Origin of the sequence: Streptomyces sp. NPDC006393 (assembly GCF_040628575.1) — a bacterium.
Lineage (GTDB): Bacteria > Actinomycetota > Actinomycetes > Streptomycetales > Streptomycetaceae > Streptomyces.
This window is the reverse complement of the sequence record NZ_JBEXZD010000091.1, coordinates 17,973-34,560: the sequence shown is the minus strand read 5'-3', so window position 1 is coordinate 34,560 and position 16,588 is coordinate 17,973. Positions and strand designations below refer to the sequence as shown.

General features: G+C 73.0%; 15 protein-coding genes. 12 read left to right on the top strand and 3 right to left on the bottom strand.

The window, feature by feature from the left end:
- Positions 1-488: 488 nt before the first annotated feature.
- On the top strand, positions 489-896 hold the full coding sequence (locus ABZ484_RS29140; protein ID WP_358868903.1) for an SseB family protein: 408 nt from the start codon (positions 489-491) through the stop codon (positions 894-896).
- 108 nt (positions 897-1,004) lie between these two features.
- Here ABZ484_RS29140 and ABZ484_RS29135 read toward each other — a convergent pair whose 3' ends face one another.
- The gene (locus tag ABZ484_RS29135) at positions 1,005-1,427 is read right to left on the bottom strand and encodes a MarR family transcriptional regulator (RefSeq protein WP_358868902.1); all 423 of its coding nucleotides are present in this window, start codon (positions 1,425-1,427) and stop codon (positions 1,005-1,007) included.
- A gap of 257 nt (positions 1,428-1,684) precedes the next feature.
- Between ABZ484_RS29135 and ABZ484_RS29130 the strand changes: the two genes are divergently transcribed.
- From ABZ484_RS29130 to fxsT, 9 genes are all read left to right on the top strand, one after another.
- A complete protein-coding gene (locus tag ABZ484_RS29130) occupies positions 1,685-1,990 on the top strand; it encodes an ArsR family transcriptional regulator (RefSeq protein ID WP_358868901.1) in 306 nt (101 codons plus the stop codon).
- Between the two features lie 196 nt (positions 1,991-2,186).
- On the top strand, positions 2,187-2,651 hold the full coding sequence (locus tag ABZ484_RS29125) for a CrcB family protein (protein ID WP_358868900.1): 465 nt from the start codon (positions 2,187-2,189) through the stop codon (positions 2,649-2,651).
- Positions 2,648-3,046 carry a DUF190 domain-containing protein gene (locus ABZ484_RS29120; RefSeq protein ID WP_358868899.1) on the top strand — a complete coding sequence of 133 codons (399 nt, stop codon included), beginning with the start codon at positions 2,648-2,650 and terminating at the stop codon, positions 3,044-3,046. The genes ABZ484_RS29125 and ABZ484_RS29120 overlap by 4 nt, the downstream gene beginning before the upstream one ends.
- A 9-nt stretch (positions 3,047-3,055) precedes the next feature.
- Positions 3,056-3,415, top strand: a complete 360-nt coding sequence (gene crcB / locus ABZ484_RS29115) for a fluoride efflux transporter CrcB (RefSeq protein WP_358868898.1) — start codon at positions 3,056-3,058, stop codon at positions 3,413-3,415.
- A 99-nt stretch (positions 3,416-3,514) separates the two neighbouring features.
- A complete protein-coding gene (locus tag ABZ484_RS29110) occupies positions 3,515-4,351 on the top strand; it encodes an undecaprenyl-diphosphate phosphatase (RefSeq protein WP_358868897.1) in 837 nt (278 codons plus the stop codon).
- 122 nt (positions 4,352-4,473) lie between these two features.
- Entirely contained in the window at positions 4,474-5,499 is a 1,026-nt protein-coding gene (locus ABZ484_RS29105; RefSeq protein ID WP_358868896.1) for a trypsin-like peptidase domain-containing protein, read from the top strand.
- On the top strand, positions 5,492-6,988 hold the full coding sequence (locus ABZ484_RS29100) for a hypothetical protein (protein WP_358868895.1): 1,497 nt from the start codon (positions 5,492-5,494) through the stop codon (positions 6,986-6,988). Before ABZ484_RS29105 ends, ABZ484_RS29100 begins: the two co-directional genes overlap by 8 nt.
- A gap of 20 nt (positions 6,989-7,008) precedes the next feature.
- A complete protein-coding gene (locus ABZ484_RS29095) occupies positions 7,009-8,118 on the top strand; it encodes an AAA family ATPase (protein WP_358868907.1) in 1,110 nt (369 codons plus the stop codon).
- Entirely contained in the window at positions 8,115-12,509 is a 4,395-nt protein-coding gene (gene fxsT, locus ABZ484_RS29090) for an FxSxx-COOH system tetratricopeptide repeat protein (RefSeq protein WP_358868894.1), read from the top strand. The genes ABZ484_RS29095 and fxsT overlap by 4 nt, the downstream gene beginning before the upstream one ends.
- Here the strand turns inward: fxsT and ABZ484_RS29085 are convergent.
- Positions 12,414-14,363, bottom strand: a complete 1,950-nt coding sequence (locus ABZ484_RS29085) for an HEXXH motif-containing putative peptide modification protein (protein WP_358868893.1) — start codon at positions 14,361-14,363, stop codon at positions 12,414-12,416. The genes fxsT and ABZ484_RS29085 overlap by 96 nt on opposite strands.
- A complete protein-coding gene (locus tag ABZ484_RS29080) occupies positions 14,360-14,581 on the bottom strand; it encodes a hypothetical protein (protein WP_358868892.1) in 222 nt (73 codons plus the stop codon). The genes ABZ484_RS29085 and ABZ484_RS29080 overlap by 4 nt, the downstream gene beginning before the upstream one ends.
- Before the next feature lie 206 nt (positions 14,582-14,787).
- On the opposite strand from ABZ484_RS29080, the gene ABZ484_RS29075 reads away from it, so the two are divergent.
- Together ABZ484_RS29075 and ABZ484_RS29070 are read left to right on the top strand one after the other, a co-directional pair.
- Complete coding sequence (locus ABZ484_RS29075; RefSeq protein WP_358868906.1) at positions 14,788-15,465, top strand: FadR/GntR family transcriptional regulator; 678 nt, start codon at positions 14,788-14,790, stop codon at positions 15,463-15,465.
- An 88-nt stretch (positions 15,466-15,553) separates the two neighbouring features.
- Positions 15,554-16,570, top strand: coding sequence for an asparaginase (locus tag ABZ484_RS29070; protein ID WP_358868905.1), 1,017 nt, complete (start codon positions 15,554-15,556; stop codon positions 16,568-16,570).
- The last annotated feature ends 18 nt before the right edge of the window (positions 16,571-16,588 follow it).

Sequence of the window (16,588 nt, the reverse complement as noted above, 5' to 3'; positions counted from 1 at the left end):
GCCGTGCATCGCCCGTCGCCCCCCTCGCAGTCTGAAATGTCCGTCCCCGGCGCCGAACGGTTCGCGGCGCAGCCCCTGTCCGGGACGATACACCACTCCGGGCCCGCACCCGCGGGCAGCCCGCCGGATGCCCGACCCGCGTGGAATAGGGTCCGCACGCCCCGACGGCGTGCGGGCACGCCCCTCAGCGGTCCGGTTCCTTCTCCCTCTCCGGATGGGATGCGCATCCTTCGGACGCGGAAGCGAATCCGTATGACCAGGACATACCGGGTATCCGTCGCGGCGCGTCGCTCACCTCCCGGTGCCGCCTGGGCGGGTAGGCCACCCGTGTGCGACCGCCTGCGACGCTTTCGTGGGGGTCCGGAGGATTCCCGTGCCGGGACGATTGCGCCGCCTGTGGTCGGGTACGCGACCAGGGCCGTACCGGGGGCCGGCGTCACGACCACCTCCGGGCGGGCCGCACGACCGCCGCGACCAGGGAATCTGCCATGGACACACCCGCGCACGACAACACCCCCACGCTCGCCCAGCGGGCGCTGGACGTGCTCGCCGAGAACGCCGAGGACACGGCGGCACTGGACGCGCTCGCCGGGAGCGACGTGCTGATCCCCGTACCCGACGACGTGAGCGACGAGGAGGCCACCAACCCGTCGGCGGTGGCGCTGCCGGTCCTGGAGCAGCCGGGCGGAGTGCCGGTGGTGCCCGTGTTCACCTCGGAACTGGAGATGTCGGAGCTGCTGCCCTTCGTCTCCCGCTACCGGCTGGTGCCGCTCGGAGCCCTGGCCTCCCAGTGGCCCGCCGAGGACCTGTCGCTCACCATAGACGCCAGCTCCCCGCACGGACTGACGCTCACCTCGGAGGGCGTACGCACCTTGCTGGCCCGGCCTCAGGGCTGAGCAGGACCCGGGCCGGCCGAGCAGGAACTCGGCAGAACTCGCGGGGCTGCAGGACCGGCGGGACCGAGCGGGCACGGGACGGGCAGAGACGGGCGCGCCGTCCCGTCGTCACCGGTCGCCGCCCAGCGTGCGTGCCAGCACCGCGCGTTGCAGCGGCAGCACCTCGGCGTGCAGGTCGCGGCCCTTGCGGGTCAGCGAGACCCACACCCCGCGCCGGTCCCTGGTGCACACCGCCCGTTCGACCAGCCCGTCCTTCTCCAGCCTGCCGAGGAGCCGGGAGAGCGCGCTCTGGCTGAGGTGGACCCGGTCGGCGAGGGTGTGCACCCGGTGATGGTGCCGCTCCTCGGCCGCCCCGACCGCTTCGGCGGTCCCGTCCGGCCCGGACGCCAGGATGTCGAGCACTTCGAAGTCGCTCGCGCCGAGACCGTGCGGATGCAGCACGCGGTCGATCTCGCACATCGTCCGCGCATGCACCGACAGGATGCCCCGCCACTGCTCCTCCAGCCGGGCCTCGGCCGCGTTCGCTCCCATAGGTCGCATGGTAGTGCGGTGCATGCGCGTGCATGGATCGGCGACCGCCGTCCGGGCGGGGGCTGCCGCCGATCCGGGCCGGGCCGTCGTACGTCCGGGCCCGGCCGCCGTACGTCCGGGCCGCCGTCGGCCCGGACGGGGCCGCCGCGCTCCGTCAGGTACCGGACAAGGGCCGTCGAGTCCCGGACACGACGGGTCGGTCCGCCCCACAGTGGGAAAACCTCAGGACGGGACGGCCTCGACGACAGGAGGCGGAGATGCTGAGGACTCCCGCCGGCCGGACGCGTCTGGTCATCCTGGAGTGGCTCAAGGACCCCGCCGCGCACGTCCCCCCTCGGCGGTCACGGCACCGCGGCCGCCGCACCGACCCGGCCGAGCACGGCGCGACCGCCGAGGCCGTCGCCGCCGCCCTCGGCATACCCCGGCGCGTCGCCGAGACGCACCTCGCCCTGCTCGCCGACCTCGGCCTGCTGCGCACCCGCCGGATCCGGCGCCGCACCTACTACCGGCGCGACGAGTTCCGCATCGCCGAGGTGGCCCGCCTGTTCGAGAAGGGCTGGTGACCTCGACCGGGCCCCCTCGGCGTGCCCCGCCCCGCTGCCCGCAGCTACGCTGTTGCCCGGCCGCGGTCACCCTCGCGGCGCGGCGGTGGGGCCCGCCGTACCCGAACCGCGGCACCCTCGCCGCCAACGGTCCCTACTTGCGAAGGCAGCGGCCCCGCGTGTCCGCAGGGCCCGGGCGAGTAGGAGACGCACGACGATGACAGCCCCCGAGACCGACAGCCTGAGTGTCCGGACCGGGCGCTCGGCGCGGCGGCACGCCTGGCGCGCCCAGGCGCCGGTCGTCGCGGTGGTGGCGCTCGGCGGCGTGCTCGGCGCCTTCGGCCGTTACGCGGCCTCGCTGTGGTGGCCGACGCCGCCCGGCGGTTTTCCCTGGGCGACCTTCTGGACCAACGTCGTCGGCTGCGCGGTGATAGGCGTCTTCATGGTGGTCATCACCGACGTATGGGCCGCCCACCGCCTGGTCCGCCCCTTCTTCGGCACCGGCGTGCTCGGCGGTTTCACCACCTTCTCCACCTACGCCGTCGACATCCAGAAGCTGACCGACTCCGGCCACGCCGGCACCGGCCTGGCCTACCTCGCCGCGACGCTGTGCGCGGCGCTCGGGGCGGTGTGGCTCGCCGTGACGGCGGCGCGCCGGGTCCTGAAGTGGAGGCAGCCATGACGAGGCTCACCGGGAGCGCCCTGCGCCTGACCGTCTTCATCGGTGAGAACGACACCTGGCACCACAGGCCGCTCTACTCGGAGATCGTGCACCGGGCGCACGCCGCCGGCCTGGCCGGCGCGAGCGTCTTCCGGGGCGTGGAGGGCTTCGGCGCGTCCTCCCTCATCCACACCTCGCGGCTGCTGTCGATGAGCGAGGACCTGCCCGTGGCGGTCGTGATCGTCGACACCGAGGAGCGGGTGCGGGCCTTTCTGCCGCAGCTGGACGAGCTGGTCACCGAGGGGCTGGTCATCCTCGACGACTGCGAGGTCATCCGGTATGTCGGCCGCGGACACGACGGCGGAGGCGCCCCCGGAGCCGGCGCCGGTGACCTCCGCGACCCGCAGAAAGGGTGAGAAGTCGTTGTGAACTGGCTGCTGGTGGCCGTGGGAGCCATGGTCGGCGCCCCCCTGCGCTATCTCACCGACCGCGCGGTGCAGTCCCGCCACGACTCGGTCTTCCCCTGGGGCACGTTCGTGGTGAACGTCACCGGCTGCCTGATCCTCGGGCTGCTGACCGGCGCCGTCTCCGCCGGTCCGCACGTGCAGCTGCTGCTGGGCACCGGCCTGTGCGGCGCCCTGTCGACGTACTCGACGTTCTCCTACGAGACCCTGAGGCTGACCGAGACCGGCGCCGGGCTCTACGCTGCCGCCAACGCCGCCGCGAGTGTCGTGGCGGGCCTCGGTGCCGCCTTCGCCGGAGTCTGGATGTCACACGCCCTGTGATCGCAGGTCACCGGGACTTCACTTTGGCGTAGTAAGAGTGTCTGCAACGCAAGGACCGTCTACAACACTGTCGACCAACTCTTCCCAGAACTGGATCCCATGAGCGCCATCTCCGTCGGTCAGGCCGTCGTCCTCGGAGTCGTCGAGGGGGTGACCGAGTTCCTCCCCGTGTCCTCCACCGGCCACCTCAAGATCGCCGAGGGGCTGATGGACATCCCGGTCGACGACGACTCCGTGGTCGGGTTCTCCGCCGTCATCCAGGTCGGTGCCATCGCCGCCGTGCTCGTGTACTTCTTCAAGGACATCGTGCGGATCGTCTCCGCCTGGCTGCGCGGCCTGACCAACCGGGAGGAGCGCTACCACCACGACTACAAGTTCGCCTGGTGGGTGATCTACGCGACCGTCCCGATCGTCGCGGTGGGCCTCGCGGCCAAGCCCCTCATCGAGGGCCCGCTGGCCTCCCTGTGGGTGGTCGCCGGTTCGCTGATCGTCGGCAGCGGTGTGATGTGGTGCGCGGACCAGATGGGCCGGCACAAGCGCGGCGAGGACGACACGTCCTTCAAGGACGCGATGCTGGTCGGCACCTCGCAGATCCTCGCCCTGCTCTTCCCCGGTTTCTCCCGCTCCGGCGCCACCATGTCCACCGCGCTCATCCTGGACCTGGACCGCGTCGCCGCCACCCGTCTGTCCTTCTTCCTCGGCATCCCGGCCCTGACGGGCGCCGGCCTGTACGAGTTGAAGGACGCCCTGGGCGCGGGCGTGGGCGCCGCGCCGCTGGCCGTCGGCACGATCGTCTCCTTCGTCGTCGCCTACGCCTCCATCGCCTGGCTGCTGAAGTTCGTCGCCAAGCACTCCTTCAACGCCTTCGTGCTCTACCGGATCATCGTCGGCGTGCTGCTGTTCGGCCTGCTGGGCACGGGCACGCTCAGCGCCTGACCGCGCGGAGCGGCGCGGCCCCGCAATCCCACGGCGCACGACCGAAAACCGAAGAGGAACGCCCTCTTACACTGAGGGAACGGGTTCGGGCACATGCGTGACGTATGGGGGAGACGATCACTGTGGGGCCAGAGGGAGGGCAAGTCCGGATACTCTCCGAGGACGGCGCCGTCTGGGGCGCCGGGGCACTGGTCGCGCCGGCCGGCGCCGGGCTGTGCGTACTGACCTGCGCGCATGTGGTCACGGCTGCCCTCGGGCTGGACGACGGGGCACGCCCAGAAGCGCGGCAGGGCGCCGGGTACCTGGTCGTCGACCTTCCCGGTCGCGGATGGTCGGCGCGGGCGGACGTCCTCACGGAGGCCTGGTCACCACCGCCGCCGCTCGACAGCCCTCCTCCGGGGGCCTTACTGACCGACCGGGGCGACCTGGCCGTTCTCGCGCTCCACGACGGCGGGCACCGGCTTCCGCGGGGCGCCGGCCCGCTGCCGGTGGCCGCGCACAGCCCCACGGACGGCAGACGGGTCGCGATCGTGGGCTACCCCCGTGGCGCGCCGGCGGGACTCGTCGCGACGGCGCGCCCGGCCGGCCGGGGCGGGGCCTGCCCGGACTGGGTGCAGCTGGACGGCCTGCACATGACCGGCGCGCCGGTCGAGAGGGGCTTCAGCGGGGCGGGGGTCTGGGACCCGGCCGACCGGCGTCTGGTCGGCATCGTCACCGCGGCCCTCACCGACCGCACGGCGAAGGTCGCCTGGATGCTGCCCGTGGAGGCGGTCACCAGGCTGTGGCCGCCGCTGGCGGCCGCCGTCCCCGCCGCCCCCGCCCCGGTCTGCGACCCGCCCTCCGTCGAGGAGCAGTACGAACTGGCCGACGCCCTGCTGGACGTGCCGCAGATCGGGCACGACAGCGGCCGGCTGCTGCGGGCACAGCTGCCGGCCCCCGTCCGGCGCGCGGCGCCGGACCATCCCTGGCCCCGCCAGAACCTGCAAGGACTCGTCCAGAGCTGTGTGGACCACCGCGGCGGTTGCGCCGCGCTGAGGGCCGCCGTGCTGGCCCTGGGCGCGGGCTCCAGGTCGGCCGAGCAGGCCGTGGCCGTGCTGGACCGGATCTGCTGTTCGGCACAGCCGGCCGCGGGGGGCCTGGATGACTGAAACGCAGGAGCTGGTCGGGGACGAGCCGCGCGAGCTGCCCAGATACCTGGTCGACGTGGTCGAGGACGCCTGCTCGATGCTGGACCCCACGGCCTTGGGGCAGGTCATCCGCCGGTTCGGCCGGCGCAGTCGGGCCGCCGTGGACAGCACCGTGCCGAGCGGCCGCCGAGCAGTGCTCGTGCAGCTGATGGAGGAGATGTGCGAGGGGCCGGAGAGGCTGGCTCCGCTGGTGCGCCATCTCGAGGTGCGCGAGGGCAACACGACGGTGATCCAGCGACTGAAGGCGGCGTACGCGGCCTGGGAGGTCGAGCTGTTCACCGCCGAGGAGTGGAACGAGGTCCTCCTGCTGCTCGACGGCGTGCGCGTGCCCGACCTGCGCCGCTGGTACGCGGACTTCCTGCACGGCCGGGGGCGTTCCCTCCCGCCGGCGCACTGCACCGAACCCTGGTCGGTCTTTCTGCACGCCGCGACGCTCAACGCCCGCCCGGGGGAGAGCCTTCCCTGCTTCCAGGTCCTGCGGCAGCTGGCCCTCGTCGCGGACGGCGGGCAGCACCTCGCGCTCGCCGACTGGGCGGACGCGCATGACTTCGGCCCGCCGGAATGCGGCATAAGCGACGAGCCGGCCGGGAAGACCTCCGAGTCCCGCCGGACGGATGTGTGGAGCCCCACGAGCTACCTGGTCATCCGATTACGGCCGCTGCTGGACTCCGAACGGCCGACGGACGTCCTGCTCTCCTACTGGTGGCGGGTGCAGCCCGGGCACCAGCAGCGGGGCACCGACCGGCGCATCGCCCTGGGACACGCCGAGAACGCCGTGCGCGAACTGATCCATCGCGCGGAGAGCGACTGGGGATATCTGAAGACGGACATCGCGGTCGAGTTCGTCCTTCCGCGTGCTTTGCTGGACCTGCGCGTGGAACGATGGCGCAAGACGGCTTTCCAAGGAGTGGGTGGGGTGTTGGGGGAGGAACATCACGTCGTTCTGCGCAGTCTGGACCGTCACGATCGGCGCGACCTGCACGGCCGCTGGGGGAGCAGATGGCGGGTCTTCAGCGAGGGCAACGCGGGACGCGTCCACTGGTTCCCGGAGGACGGCAGAGCCCACCTGCTGTCCGATCCGCCCCCGGCCGTGGTCGTCCTGAGCTCGGCTCCCGGGAGCGCACGGAGGGCCGCCGGGGCGCATGGACGCACGGATGAGCTCGGGGAGGCGTTGCGGGCAGGGGTACCCGTGGTGCTCTGGGATCGCAGGGGACCCGCGGACACCGCCTTTCGCGCTCAGTTGCGCGATCTGCTCGCGCGCCATGATCTGCGAGGGTTGCCGGGCGTGGTCAAGGCGTTGCGGATTGCCGCCGCGGACCGCGATCCTGAGGAGAACGCTGTTGTCGGCCGTCATGTGGCTCTGCTGTGGGACGACCCCGACCGTCTGCCGGTCGTACCCGCGCGCAGCAGCCAGGAGGCCGCGCCCACGGTCGTGGAGGAGGGCCGGTGACGCCACCTGACGACTCGTCCCTGCCGCATCAGGGGTTCCGGCCGCAGGCCGGCGCCTCGGGGCGGCCGCGCTGGTGGATCTACCGCGGCAGCGGTGAGCCGCTGCACGACACGACGCTCGGCGAACTGCTTCCGCCGCCCCCGCCCTGGCGGGCGTTCGACGGAGGCCCCGTGGTGGACCCGCCGCCGGACGACGAGGAGGAGAACGTACGCCGACTCGGTGGCCACCAGCCCGCCGGATACGCGCCGCGCGCCGCGCACATGGAGGCCGACCTGGTCAACGCCGCCCTGCTGTTGCGGCGTCCGCTGCTGGTCAGCGGGCGGCCGGGCACCGGCAAGTCGAGCCTCGCCTACCGGATCAGCCGGGAGTTACGGCTGGGGAGGGTGCTGCGGTGGCACATCACCAGCCGGACCACCCTCCAGCGCGGGCTGTACGAGTACGACGCGATCGGCAGGATCCAGGACACCGCCGCGCTGCGCGCCGCGGCCGGTGACACGTCCGGGGCCGAACCGGCGCGCACGTCCCCGCCGGACATCGGCGACTACATCCAGCTCGGCCCGCTCGGCACGGCTCTGCTGCCCCACGCGGAGCCGCGCGTCCTGTTGATCGACGAACTGGACAAGAGCGACCTCGATCTGGCGAACGACCTGTTGAGCGTGTTCGAGGACGGCACGTTCACCATTCCGGAGCTGCGCCGCGCCCGGCGCCGCAGCCCCGTCGTCCGGGTGCAGACGGACGATCCGGACGGGGAGGCGGACATCGCCTCGGGCGTGGTCAGGTGCCGTGCCTTTCCGGTGGTCGTGATGACGTCGAACAGCGAACGGGAGTTCCCGCCCGCGTTCCTGCGCCGGTGCCTGCTGCTCCAGATGCCCGAGCCGGGCGACGAGGACCTCGCGGCCATGGCCGCCGCCCACTTCGGTGACGAACTGGCCGAGGAGAGGGCGGGCACCCTGATCGCCGACTTCCTCAGGCGCAGCCGGGAGCGCGGGGGACTGTCCATCGACCAGTTGCTGAACTCCTTCTACCTGGCCGCCTCACGCCCGTCCGGGGACGACGAAGGACTGCTGGGCCTCACCGAGGCGATCTGGCACCGACTCGACGGGACGGCACCGCCGGTGAGGCCGGAATGACCCACTCGGCCGACGAACCACCGGTGAGCGGCGTCTCCTGGCTGGACGTCCGGGACGCCGTGTACCTGGCCGCCTGCCAGGACGCGGCGGCACCCTACCGTGGCTGGTCACCCCCGCGGACCGGCCGCCGGTCCACGGGCCGTCGCCGGACGCAGCGTGTCAACGGGAACGGAACCGCGTCCCCCGTCCCCGAACCGGAACGACCGGCCCCGATGCCGACGGACGCCGAGCGGAACGGCACCGATCCGGGCGGCTCCGGAACCGGAACCGGGCCCGACGGCGCCGCGCCGGACGGTACGGGCACCGGGGCGGCCGAACCGGCGATCCGTCCGCGCGGCGGCGATCCGACGGGCGACACCGAGAGGGGCGGGGACGGGCCGCCGCAAAGACGGGCCGAACCGGACGACCACGGGCGGCTCGAGCCGGAGCCCGCCCCTGCCGTGCCCCTGCCCCGGGGCGGACTGGCCCTGGCCCGTGCGTTACGGCCACTGCGGCTGCGTCGCCCGGAACCGGACGCGTGGGAGCTGGACGAGGAGGCGACCGCGGACCGGATCGCCGCGGACGGACTGTGGCTGCCGGTCTGCCGGCAGCCCGAGGAGCGCCGGCTGGGCCTCGTCCTGCTGATCGACGGCTCGCCGTCGATGGAGCTGTGGACCAGCACCATCCGCCAGTTACGCGGAGTGCTGGAACAGACGGCGGCCTTCCGGCACATCACCGTGGCCCCGGTGGACGTGGCCGCCGCCGGCTCCGTGGTGCGCCGCCATCGGCGCCGGGCGCCCGCCGTCGGCAGCGGGCCGGACGACGTCGTCCTCGTGGTGACGGACGGCTTCGCCCAGGCCTGGCGCAACGGCAACGCGGCGGCGTTCCTGAGCTCGGCCGCCCGCATCTCCCCGACCGCCGTACTCAGCCTGATGCCGCAGGAGGTCTGGGAGTTCACCCTGCCGACCGCGATGAGGGCGGAACTGGACACGGTCGCGGCCGCCGCCCCGAACCGGCTGCTGCGCGTCCTGGGCACCAGCGGCCCGGGCATGGGCCTCGGCACGCGAGCGGCGGCCCACGCCGAGCAGGCCGTGCCGGTTCCCGTGCTGGAGATGTCGCCGGGGTCGCTCGGGCGCTGGGCGCGCCTGGTGGCGGCGTCCGGCCGCCGGCACGAGGCCGCCGTGCTCCTCACCAGCCCGCGAGGAGACCTGGGAGTGCTCCGGCAGGAGGCACTGCCCTGGTCGGAGATCCCGGCGACGCGCGCACGGGACACCGTCAGGAACTTCATGGCCAAGGCATCGCCGACCGCGGTGGCCCTGGCGCGCCGGCTGGCCGCCGCCCCACTCAACCTGCCGGTCATGCGGCTCATCCAGAGGTCCCTGCCGGGTGCCGAGGCGTGGAATCTCGCCGAGATCGTGTTGTTCGGCCTGCTGCACCGAACCGACCAGCACGTCGACGCCGAGGACGACCGGCAGGTCTCCTACGACTTCGACGAAGGGGTCCGGGAGGAACTGCTGGGCCTCGGCTCCCGGTCCGAGACGATGGGCGTGCTGCGCCAGGTGGCCTCGCATCTCGGGCCGCGTCTCGCCACCGCGATCGCGGGCGGGGAACGGCTCGTCGAATGGCGTCCGAACGCCGCGGATCCGCCGGTCACCGAGCGCACCCGCCCTTTCGTGCGCCCCCTGCACTCGGCGCTCTCCGCCCTGGCCGGGCCGTATCTGGCCCGCGCCGGACGTCTCAGGCGGCTGCTGAGCGAACCCGAGAACCCCTCCACACCCGTCGGTGTGACACAGGGTGATGTATCTACTACGGTTGGCGAGCACTCGCCGCCTCCTGACTCACCCGAGCAGGAGTCCGTCCCGTCGCACGAAGCACCAGGAGGTTCCGTGTCCACCGCGTCGCAGCCCGTCCCGACCGTCACTCGTACGGATGTGCCGCCGCGATTGTGGGGGAGTGTTCCGCAACGGAACCGCAATTTCACGGGACGCGAAGAGCTTCTGGAGCAACTGAACAGGCGTCTGAGCGAGGGGACGACGGCCGTCCTTCCCGAGGCCCTGCACGGTATGGGGGGCGTCGGGAAGTCCCAGATCGCCATCGAACACGTGTATCGCCACAGTCGCGATTATCGGCTCATCTGGTGGATTCCAGCCGAACAGACCAACCTGATCGTGCAGTCCCTCATCGAACTCGGGGAACAGATGGACCTGCGGGCCGGCGCCGACCGAAGCGCCGTACCGGCTGTGCTGGAGGCCCTGCGGGTCGGAGAACCCTACTCGAACTGGCTCCTGGTCTTCGACAACGCGGAGAACCCGCATGAGGTCAGGCAGTTCTTCCCCAACGACGGGCCCGGGCGAGTGCTGGTCACGTCCCGTAATGCCCAGTGGTCGAGTTTGGCCAATTCCCTAGAGGTCGATGTGTTTGCACGTGAGGAAAGCGTCGCGCTCATCAAACGACGCAGTCCGGAGATTCCTGATGACGCGGCCGACAGACTCGCCGACTCGCTCGGCGACCTGCCCCTGGCCGTGGAGCAGGCCGCGGTCTGGCTCGCGGAGACGGGAATGCCCGTCCACCAGTATCTCGATCTCTTCGAGACCAAGTACGCGGAACTCCTTCAGGTGGACCCGCCCGCCGACTACGACCTTCCGGTGGCCGCCGCCTGGAACGTCTCCCTGGACCGGTTGCGTGAAGACCACCCGGCCGCTCTTCAGCTGTTGCAGGTCTGCGCCTTCTTCGCGCCCGAGCCGATCGACTGGGACTTCTTCTCCGCCGTACGCGGCGTCGCGGCCCCCGAGGCGCTGCGCTCCGCCCTGGACGACCCGATCAAGCTGGCCAGGGCGGTACGGGAGATCGGGCGCTACGCCCTCGCCCGCATCGACCACCGCAAGTCGACCATCCAGGTCCACCGTCTGGTGCAGCGCGTCCTCATCGAGCAGATGAACAGCCATGAGCGGGCCGAGATGCGCCACTGCGCGCACGAGATCCTCGCCCACTCCGACCCCCGCAATCCGCAGCGCTCCAGCACCTGGCCCCGCTACTCCGCGCTGCTGCCGCACGTCCGGGCCTCCGGCATGGTCGAGTGCCAGGAGGGCTGGGTCCGCGAACTCGTGCTCAACGAGGCCCGCTTCCTGCTCGCCCGCAGCGACAACGAGCCCGCGCTGGAAGCGGCGGAGGAAGCCGCCGGGCGCTGGCGCAGCCTGCTCGGGGACGACCACGAGCACGTGATCTCCATCGACCAGGTGCGCGCCGAGGCCCTGCGCTGGCTCGGCCGCTACCGGGAGGCCTACGAGGTCCAGTCGGAACTGGTCGAACGGTGCCGCCGGGTGCTGGGCGAGAGCCATGAGGCCACCCAACGGGCCCTGAGCTTCCTCGCCCTCGTCCTGCGGACCCGCGGCGACTTCTACCGGGCTCGCGAACTGGACCAGCAGGCCTACGAGACGACGCTGCGGGAACTCGGCCCCGACGATCCGGGAACGCTGGAGGTCGCGCACAACTACGGCGTGAGCCTGCGCCTGGCAGGCGACCTGCAACAGGCGCTGCGCCTGGACGAGGACACCTACCAGCGCCGGGTGGAGGTCCTCGGCGACGACCACCTGCTCACCCTCAACACCCTCCACCAGCTCTACATCGACATGCAGGAGCTGGGCCGGTTCCAGGCGGCTCTGGAGGGTCAGGAGGCGCTGCGGGAGCGGGCCGTGCAGATGTTCGGCGACGAGTACTCGCTGACGGTGTGGGTGACCCGTGAGCTGTCCGTCACCCGTCGCAAGGCAGGGGACCACCACGGTGCCCTGGAACTGTCGTCCAAGGTCCTGGAGGTGCTGCGGCGCACCCGGGGCGAGAGGTCCCTCGACACGGCCCGCGCCGCGCTGAACCACGCCACCGACCTGCGGCAGACCGGTGATCTGGCCGGAGCCGCCGCGCTCGGGCGGCAGACCATGACGCACACCCGCGAGCAGCTGGGCGCGGAACACCCGCACACCTACGCCACCGCCACCAACCTGGCGGTCACCCTGCGGCTGCTCGGGCAGATCGAGGAGTCCCGCGCGCTGGACGAGGAGGCGGTGAGCGGGCTGAGCCGGGTGCTGAGCGAACGGCATCCGCGCACCATCCTCGCCCGGACCAACCTGGCCAGCGACCACTTCGCGCTGGGCGAGGTGCGCCGGGCCCACGACATCGACGTGGAACTGCTGCGGCAGAGCGTCGAGTCCCGTGGAGAGGACCACCCGTCGACGCTGGCCGTCCGGCTCAATCTGTCCTACGACCTCAAGGGCCTGGGCCAGACCGTGGAGGCCAAGGAGCAGTACGAGAAGGCCCTCGCCTCATTCCGCCGCGTGCTGGGCGTCGATCACCAGGCCACCCGGGACGCGGCCAACGGCATCCGGGCCAACTGCGACATCGACGCCCTGAGCATCTGAGCCCGCGGGCGTGGGGCGCGAGTCCAGCCAGGCCGCCAGTTCCTCGGCGGCCGGCGGGTCCGCGCCCAGGTCCCGGAGCGCGTGGTGCAGGGCCAGGACCAGTTCGGGGCGCTGCCGCAGCAGCCGGGCGGAGGACGCCCGGTGGGCCAGACCGGCCCCGATCCATGCCTGGACCGAGGCGGGCCGGCGGCGGAACCAGTCCAGGGCCGCGTCCGTGTCGCCGGCCACCAGCAGGGCGTCCCCGAGGGTCGCGTCCTTGACCGCGGCCGGGGAAGCGTGCGGCTGCCCCAGTTCCCGTCGCGCGGCGGAGAACGCCCGATCGTCGGTGCACCGCAGGCGAGCCAGCCAGGTGCGGGGCGCCTGACCGCCGGAGGGGTGCGCGGCACGGCTCGCCGCCGGGCGCATCCGGGCCGGGGGCAGGTGCGCGGGCGGCTGCCGGCCCGCCAGCAGCCGGCGGGCCAGGGCCGCGGACTCCTCGGGATCCACCGTGAGATGCGCCACCCGCCATGCCGCCTGCTCGTCGTCGTAGGCGAGTTCGGCCAGCCGGCGGGGCGGCGTCGTGACGGGCTCCAGCGGGCCGTGCCGGTGGAAGGACGCGGCGATCCCCTCGACGACGAGCCCGCCCGCGCGTGTCAGCTGCCCGGCGGCGTTCCGCAATTGGGCGAGGGCCGTCCGCACCTGCCGGTGGTGCAGAGCCGACTCGAACTCCGCGCGGTCCTGGTCGGCGGTGCGCTGCGTCAGCCAGAACGACATCACACCGGTGAAGGCGTGGGCGCCGAACAGCAGTCCGCGCAGCGGCCGGGCATCGGCCCGCCAGGGCGCGAAGTAGGTGGGTTCGGGACCCTCGTGGACGGGGACGAACAGCGGGGTGAGGTCGGCGAGGGCGCTCAGGAGCTGGTGGCGGGCCTCGTGGACGAGGATCGCCGCCATGGCCGCCGCGTCCAGCGGCAGGGACATCGTGACCGCGCCGTGCGCGTCGGGGACCGTCGCACTGACGGGTTGCAGCGCGCTCGGGCCGTCCACGGGCACGATGGTGCGCAGGGCGCCGGCCACCAGGCGATGCGCCTCGGGCTGGTCCCGGCGCAGCAGCGCGTCGCTGCCGGCGAGCAGCTCGTGCCAGCGCTCCAGCGTGTGCGGCGACAGCGCGACCGGGTCGGCCAGCGAGCGGAAGTCGCGGAACGGACTGAGATGGTCGAGCGTGACGGACCCTTCGCCGTACGGCCCACCGGAGCCGCCGGGCCGGGGCAGCGGATGCCAGCCGTCGGCCGGGCGTGCCGGATCGTCCGGCAGCCGCACGGACCCCTGACCGCCGAAGACGACCGTGCCATGGGGCCCGTGCTCGAGCGTCGCCACCGCCCACGGGCCACGGCCCACCGAGTCCGTCACACCCAGCGACGGCAGCCACACCCGTCCGTGATGGGCCGGGATCCGGACGGTGGCACGCACCCCGGCCCGGACGGCGGCCGCACCCGCCAGCGCGGCGAACAGCGACGCCTCCGCCCAGTGCGGCACCCGCGTGCCGGCCGCCGCCGCGCCGTGGCGGAGCCTGCGCAGCAGCGGAAACGCCCATGAGCCGACACAGGGGTCAGCGAGGACGGCCTCGACGGCCGAGGGGTCGTGGCGCTGGACATGGACGAGCACGTCCCAGGCCGCGGCCGGCCGCGTCGGACCCTCGGCGTCGCGCCGCGGTGCCTTCGCGGCTTCCTCGCGGTGGGCGAGGATCGCGGCCAGGGCGAGCAGGAGCCGGCTGCGCTGGGACGATCGCAGCAGGGCGAGATCGGCGTCGCCGACCCGCCCCGTGGCGACCGCGGTGAGGGTCGACAGCGGCAGCCGGAACCTCTCAGGCGCGCTCAACTGTCATGCGGCGCACCGGTGGACGGCCAGGGAGTGATCCCGCACAGGGCGGCCATCCTGCCCTCGCACAGGGGAGCGGGGGAGGCACCCAGCCCGCCCAGCAGGCCGGCCAGCGCGGTCGGCTCCAAAGGCACCTTTCCTAATGCGGCCAGAGGCACGTCCGTCAGGTCGATCAGGTCCGACTGCAGGGTCTCAGCCGGTGTCATCGTCTCCGCCATGCCGTCCATGGTGACGGAAGCACGTGCGGCCGGGAAGAGCGCCAAAAGACAGAATCAGCGGCCGGATGCTCGCTTTCACTCAAGAGAGGGGAGTGAACGCGGTCCTTTCGCTTCACTTGACAGGAAGCGTCCGGCACCCGCACGATCGGCGCGTGAACCTGTCAGACAGCCAGACAGGTGGGCCGGTGCCGCGGCGCGTCAGCGCGATGGAAGCGGTGCTCACCCACCTGCGGGGCGCCATCGAGCGCGGCGAGTACGCCATCGGGGACAAGCTCCCCTCCGAGGCGGAGCTGTGCCGCACCCTGGCGGTCTCCCGGCCGGTCCTGCGCGAGGCCCTGCGGGCGCTGCAGACCATGGGCCTGACCGTCTCCAGGACCGGCAAGGGCACCTTCGTCGTCGCCAGTGCGGTGGAGGACCCCACCTTCGGCGACTACGCGGCCAGCGACCTGCTGGAGGTGCGCCGGCACATCGAGATCCCGGTCGCCGGCTACGCGGCGCGGCGCCGCACCCCCGAGGACCTGGACCACCTGGTCCATCTGCTGGAGCGGATGGAGCAGGAGACCGACACCACCTCGTGGGTCGCGCTGGACACCCTCTTCCACCTCTCCGTCGCCCAGGCCGCCCGGAACCCGGTGTTCCGCCGGGTCATCGAGGAGATCCGCGACGCGCTGGCCCGCCAGTCGGCCTTCCTGAACGAGCTCGGCGGCCGGCGCGAGCAGTCCGACCGGGAGCACCGCGCCATCGTCGAGGCCCTCACCGGCGGCAGCGAGCAGGACGCGGTGGCCGCGATGTCCCACCACCTCGACCGCGTCGAGACCACCCTGACCGACATCATGCGCGCGGCGCGCCCCGACCGGCCCACCGACGGCGGAACCGAGGCATGAGCGGACCCGCCGACCGCACCCCCAGCAGGGCCCGCACACGAACCCCGCGCAGGCCCACGACACCCACCCACCAGTGATGCAGGCAGTGATGTACAGCAGTTCGCCCGCGGCGGCACCCCTCGTCCGCGACCCCCTCCACGCCCCCGTCGCCCACCTCGTCCGCGGCGGCGTGACCGAGGGCATCCACTACGGCTCCGTCGTCGTCCTGGGCACCGACGGCCGGACCGACTTCCAGCTCGGCGACGTCGAGGCGGCCTTCTACCCGCGCTCGGCGCTCAAGCCCGTCCAGGCCGTGGCCATGGTGCGGGCCGGCCTCCCGCTCGAGGGCGACCTGCTCTCGCTCGCCGCCGCCAGCCACTCCGGGGAGGAACGCCACCTGGCCGGCGCCCGGCGGATCCTCGAACTGGCCGGACTGACCGAGGACGACCTGCGCAACGTCCCCGACCTGCCGTTCGACCCGGCCGTCCGGGACACCTGGGTGCGCGAGGGCCGCAGGCCCTCCCGGCTCGCGCAGAACTGCTCCGGCAAGCACGCGGCCATGCTCTCCACCTGCAAGCTCAACGGCTGGTCCCTGGACGACTACCTGGACCCGGCCCACCCCCTCCAGCAGGCCGTCGCCGAGACCGTGGAGGACCTCACCGGCCAGCGCATCGCCCAGGTCACGGTCGACGGCTGCGGCGCGCCCCTGTTCGCCGTCTCCCTGCACGGCCTGGCCCGCGCCCTCGCCCGTGTCACCACCGCCGCCCCCGGCACCCCCGAGGCCCGCGTGGCCGACGCGATGCGGGAGCACGCCGAGATGGCCTCCGGCTCTGGCCGGGACGTGGCCGCGCTGATGCGGGCCGTGCCCGGACTGCTCGCCAAGGACGGCTTCGAGGGCGTCCAGGTCGCCGCGCTGCCGGACGGCAGGGCCGTCGCCGTGAAGATAGCCGACGGTGCGGACCGGGCCCGGATCCCGGTCGCCGCGGCGGCCCTGGTCCGGGCCGGCGTCGACGCCGGGCTGCTCACCGAGTTCGCGGGCGAGCCGCTGCTGGGCGGCGGCGTCCCGGTCGGCCGGGTCCGCCCGGTCCGCACGCTGGAGCCGCTGACGGAGCCGGCCTGCGCCTGACCACGCCCGCACCCCTCC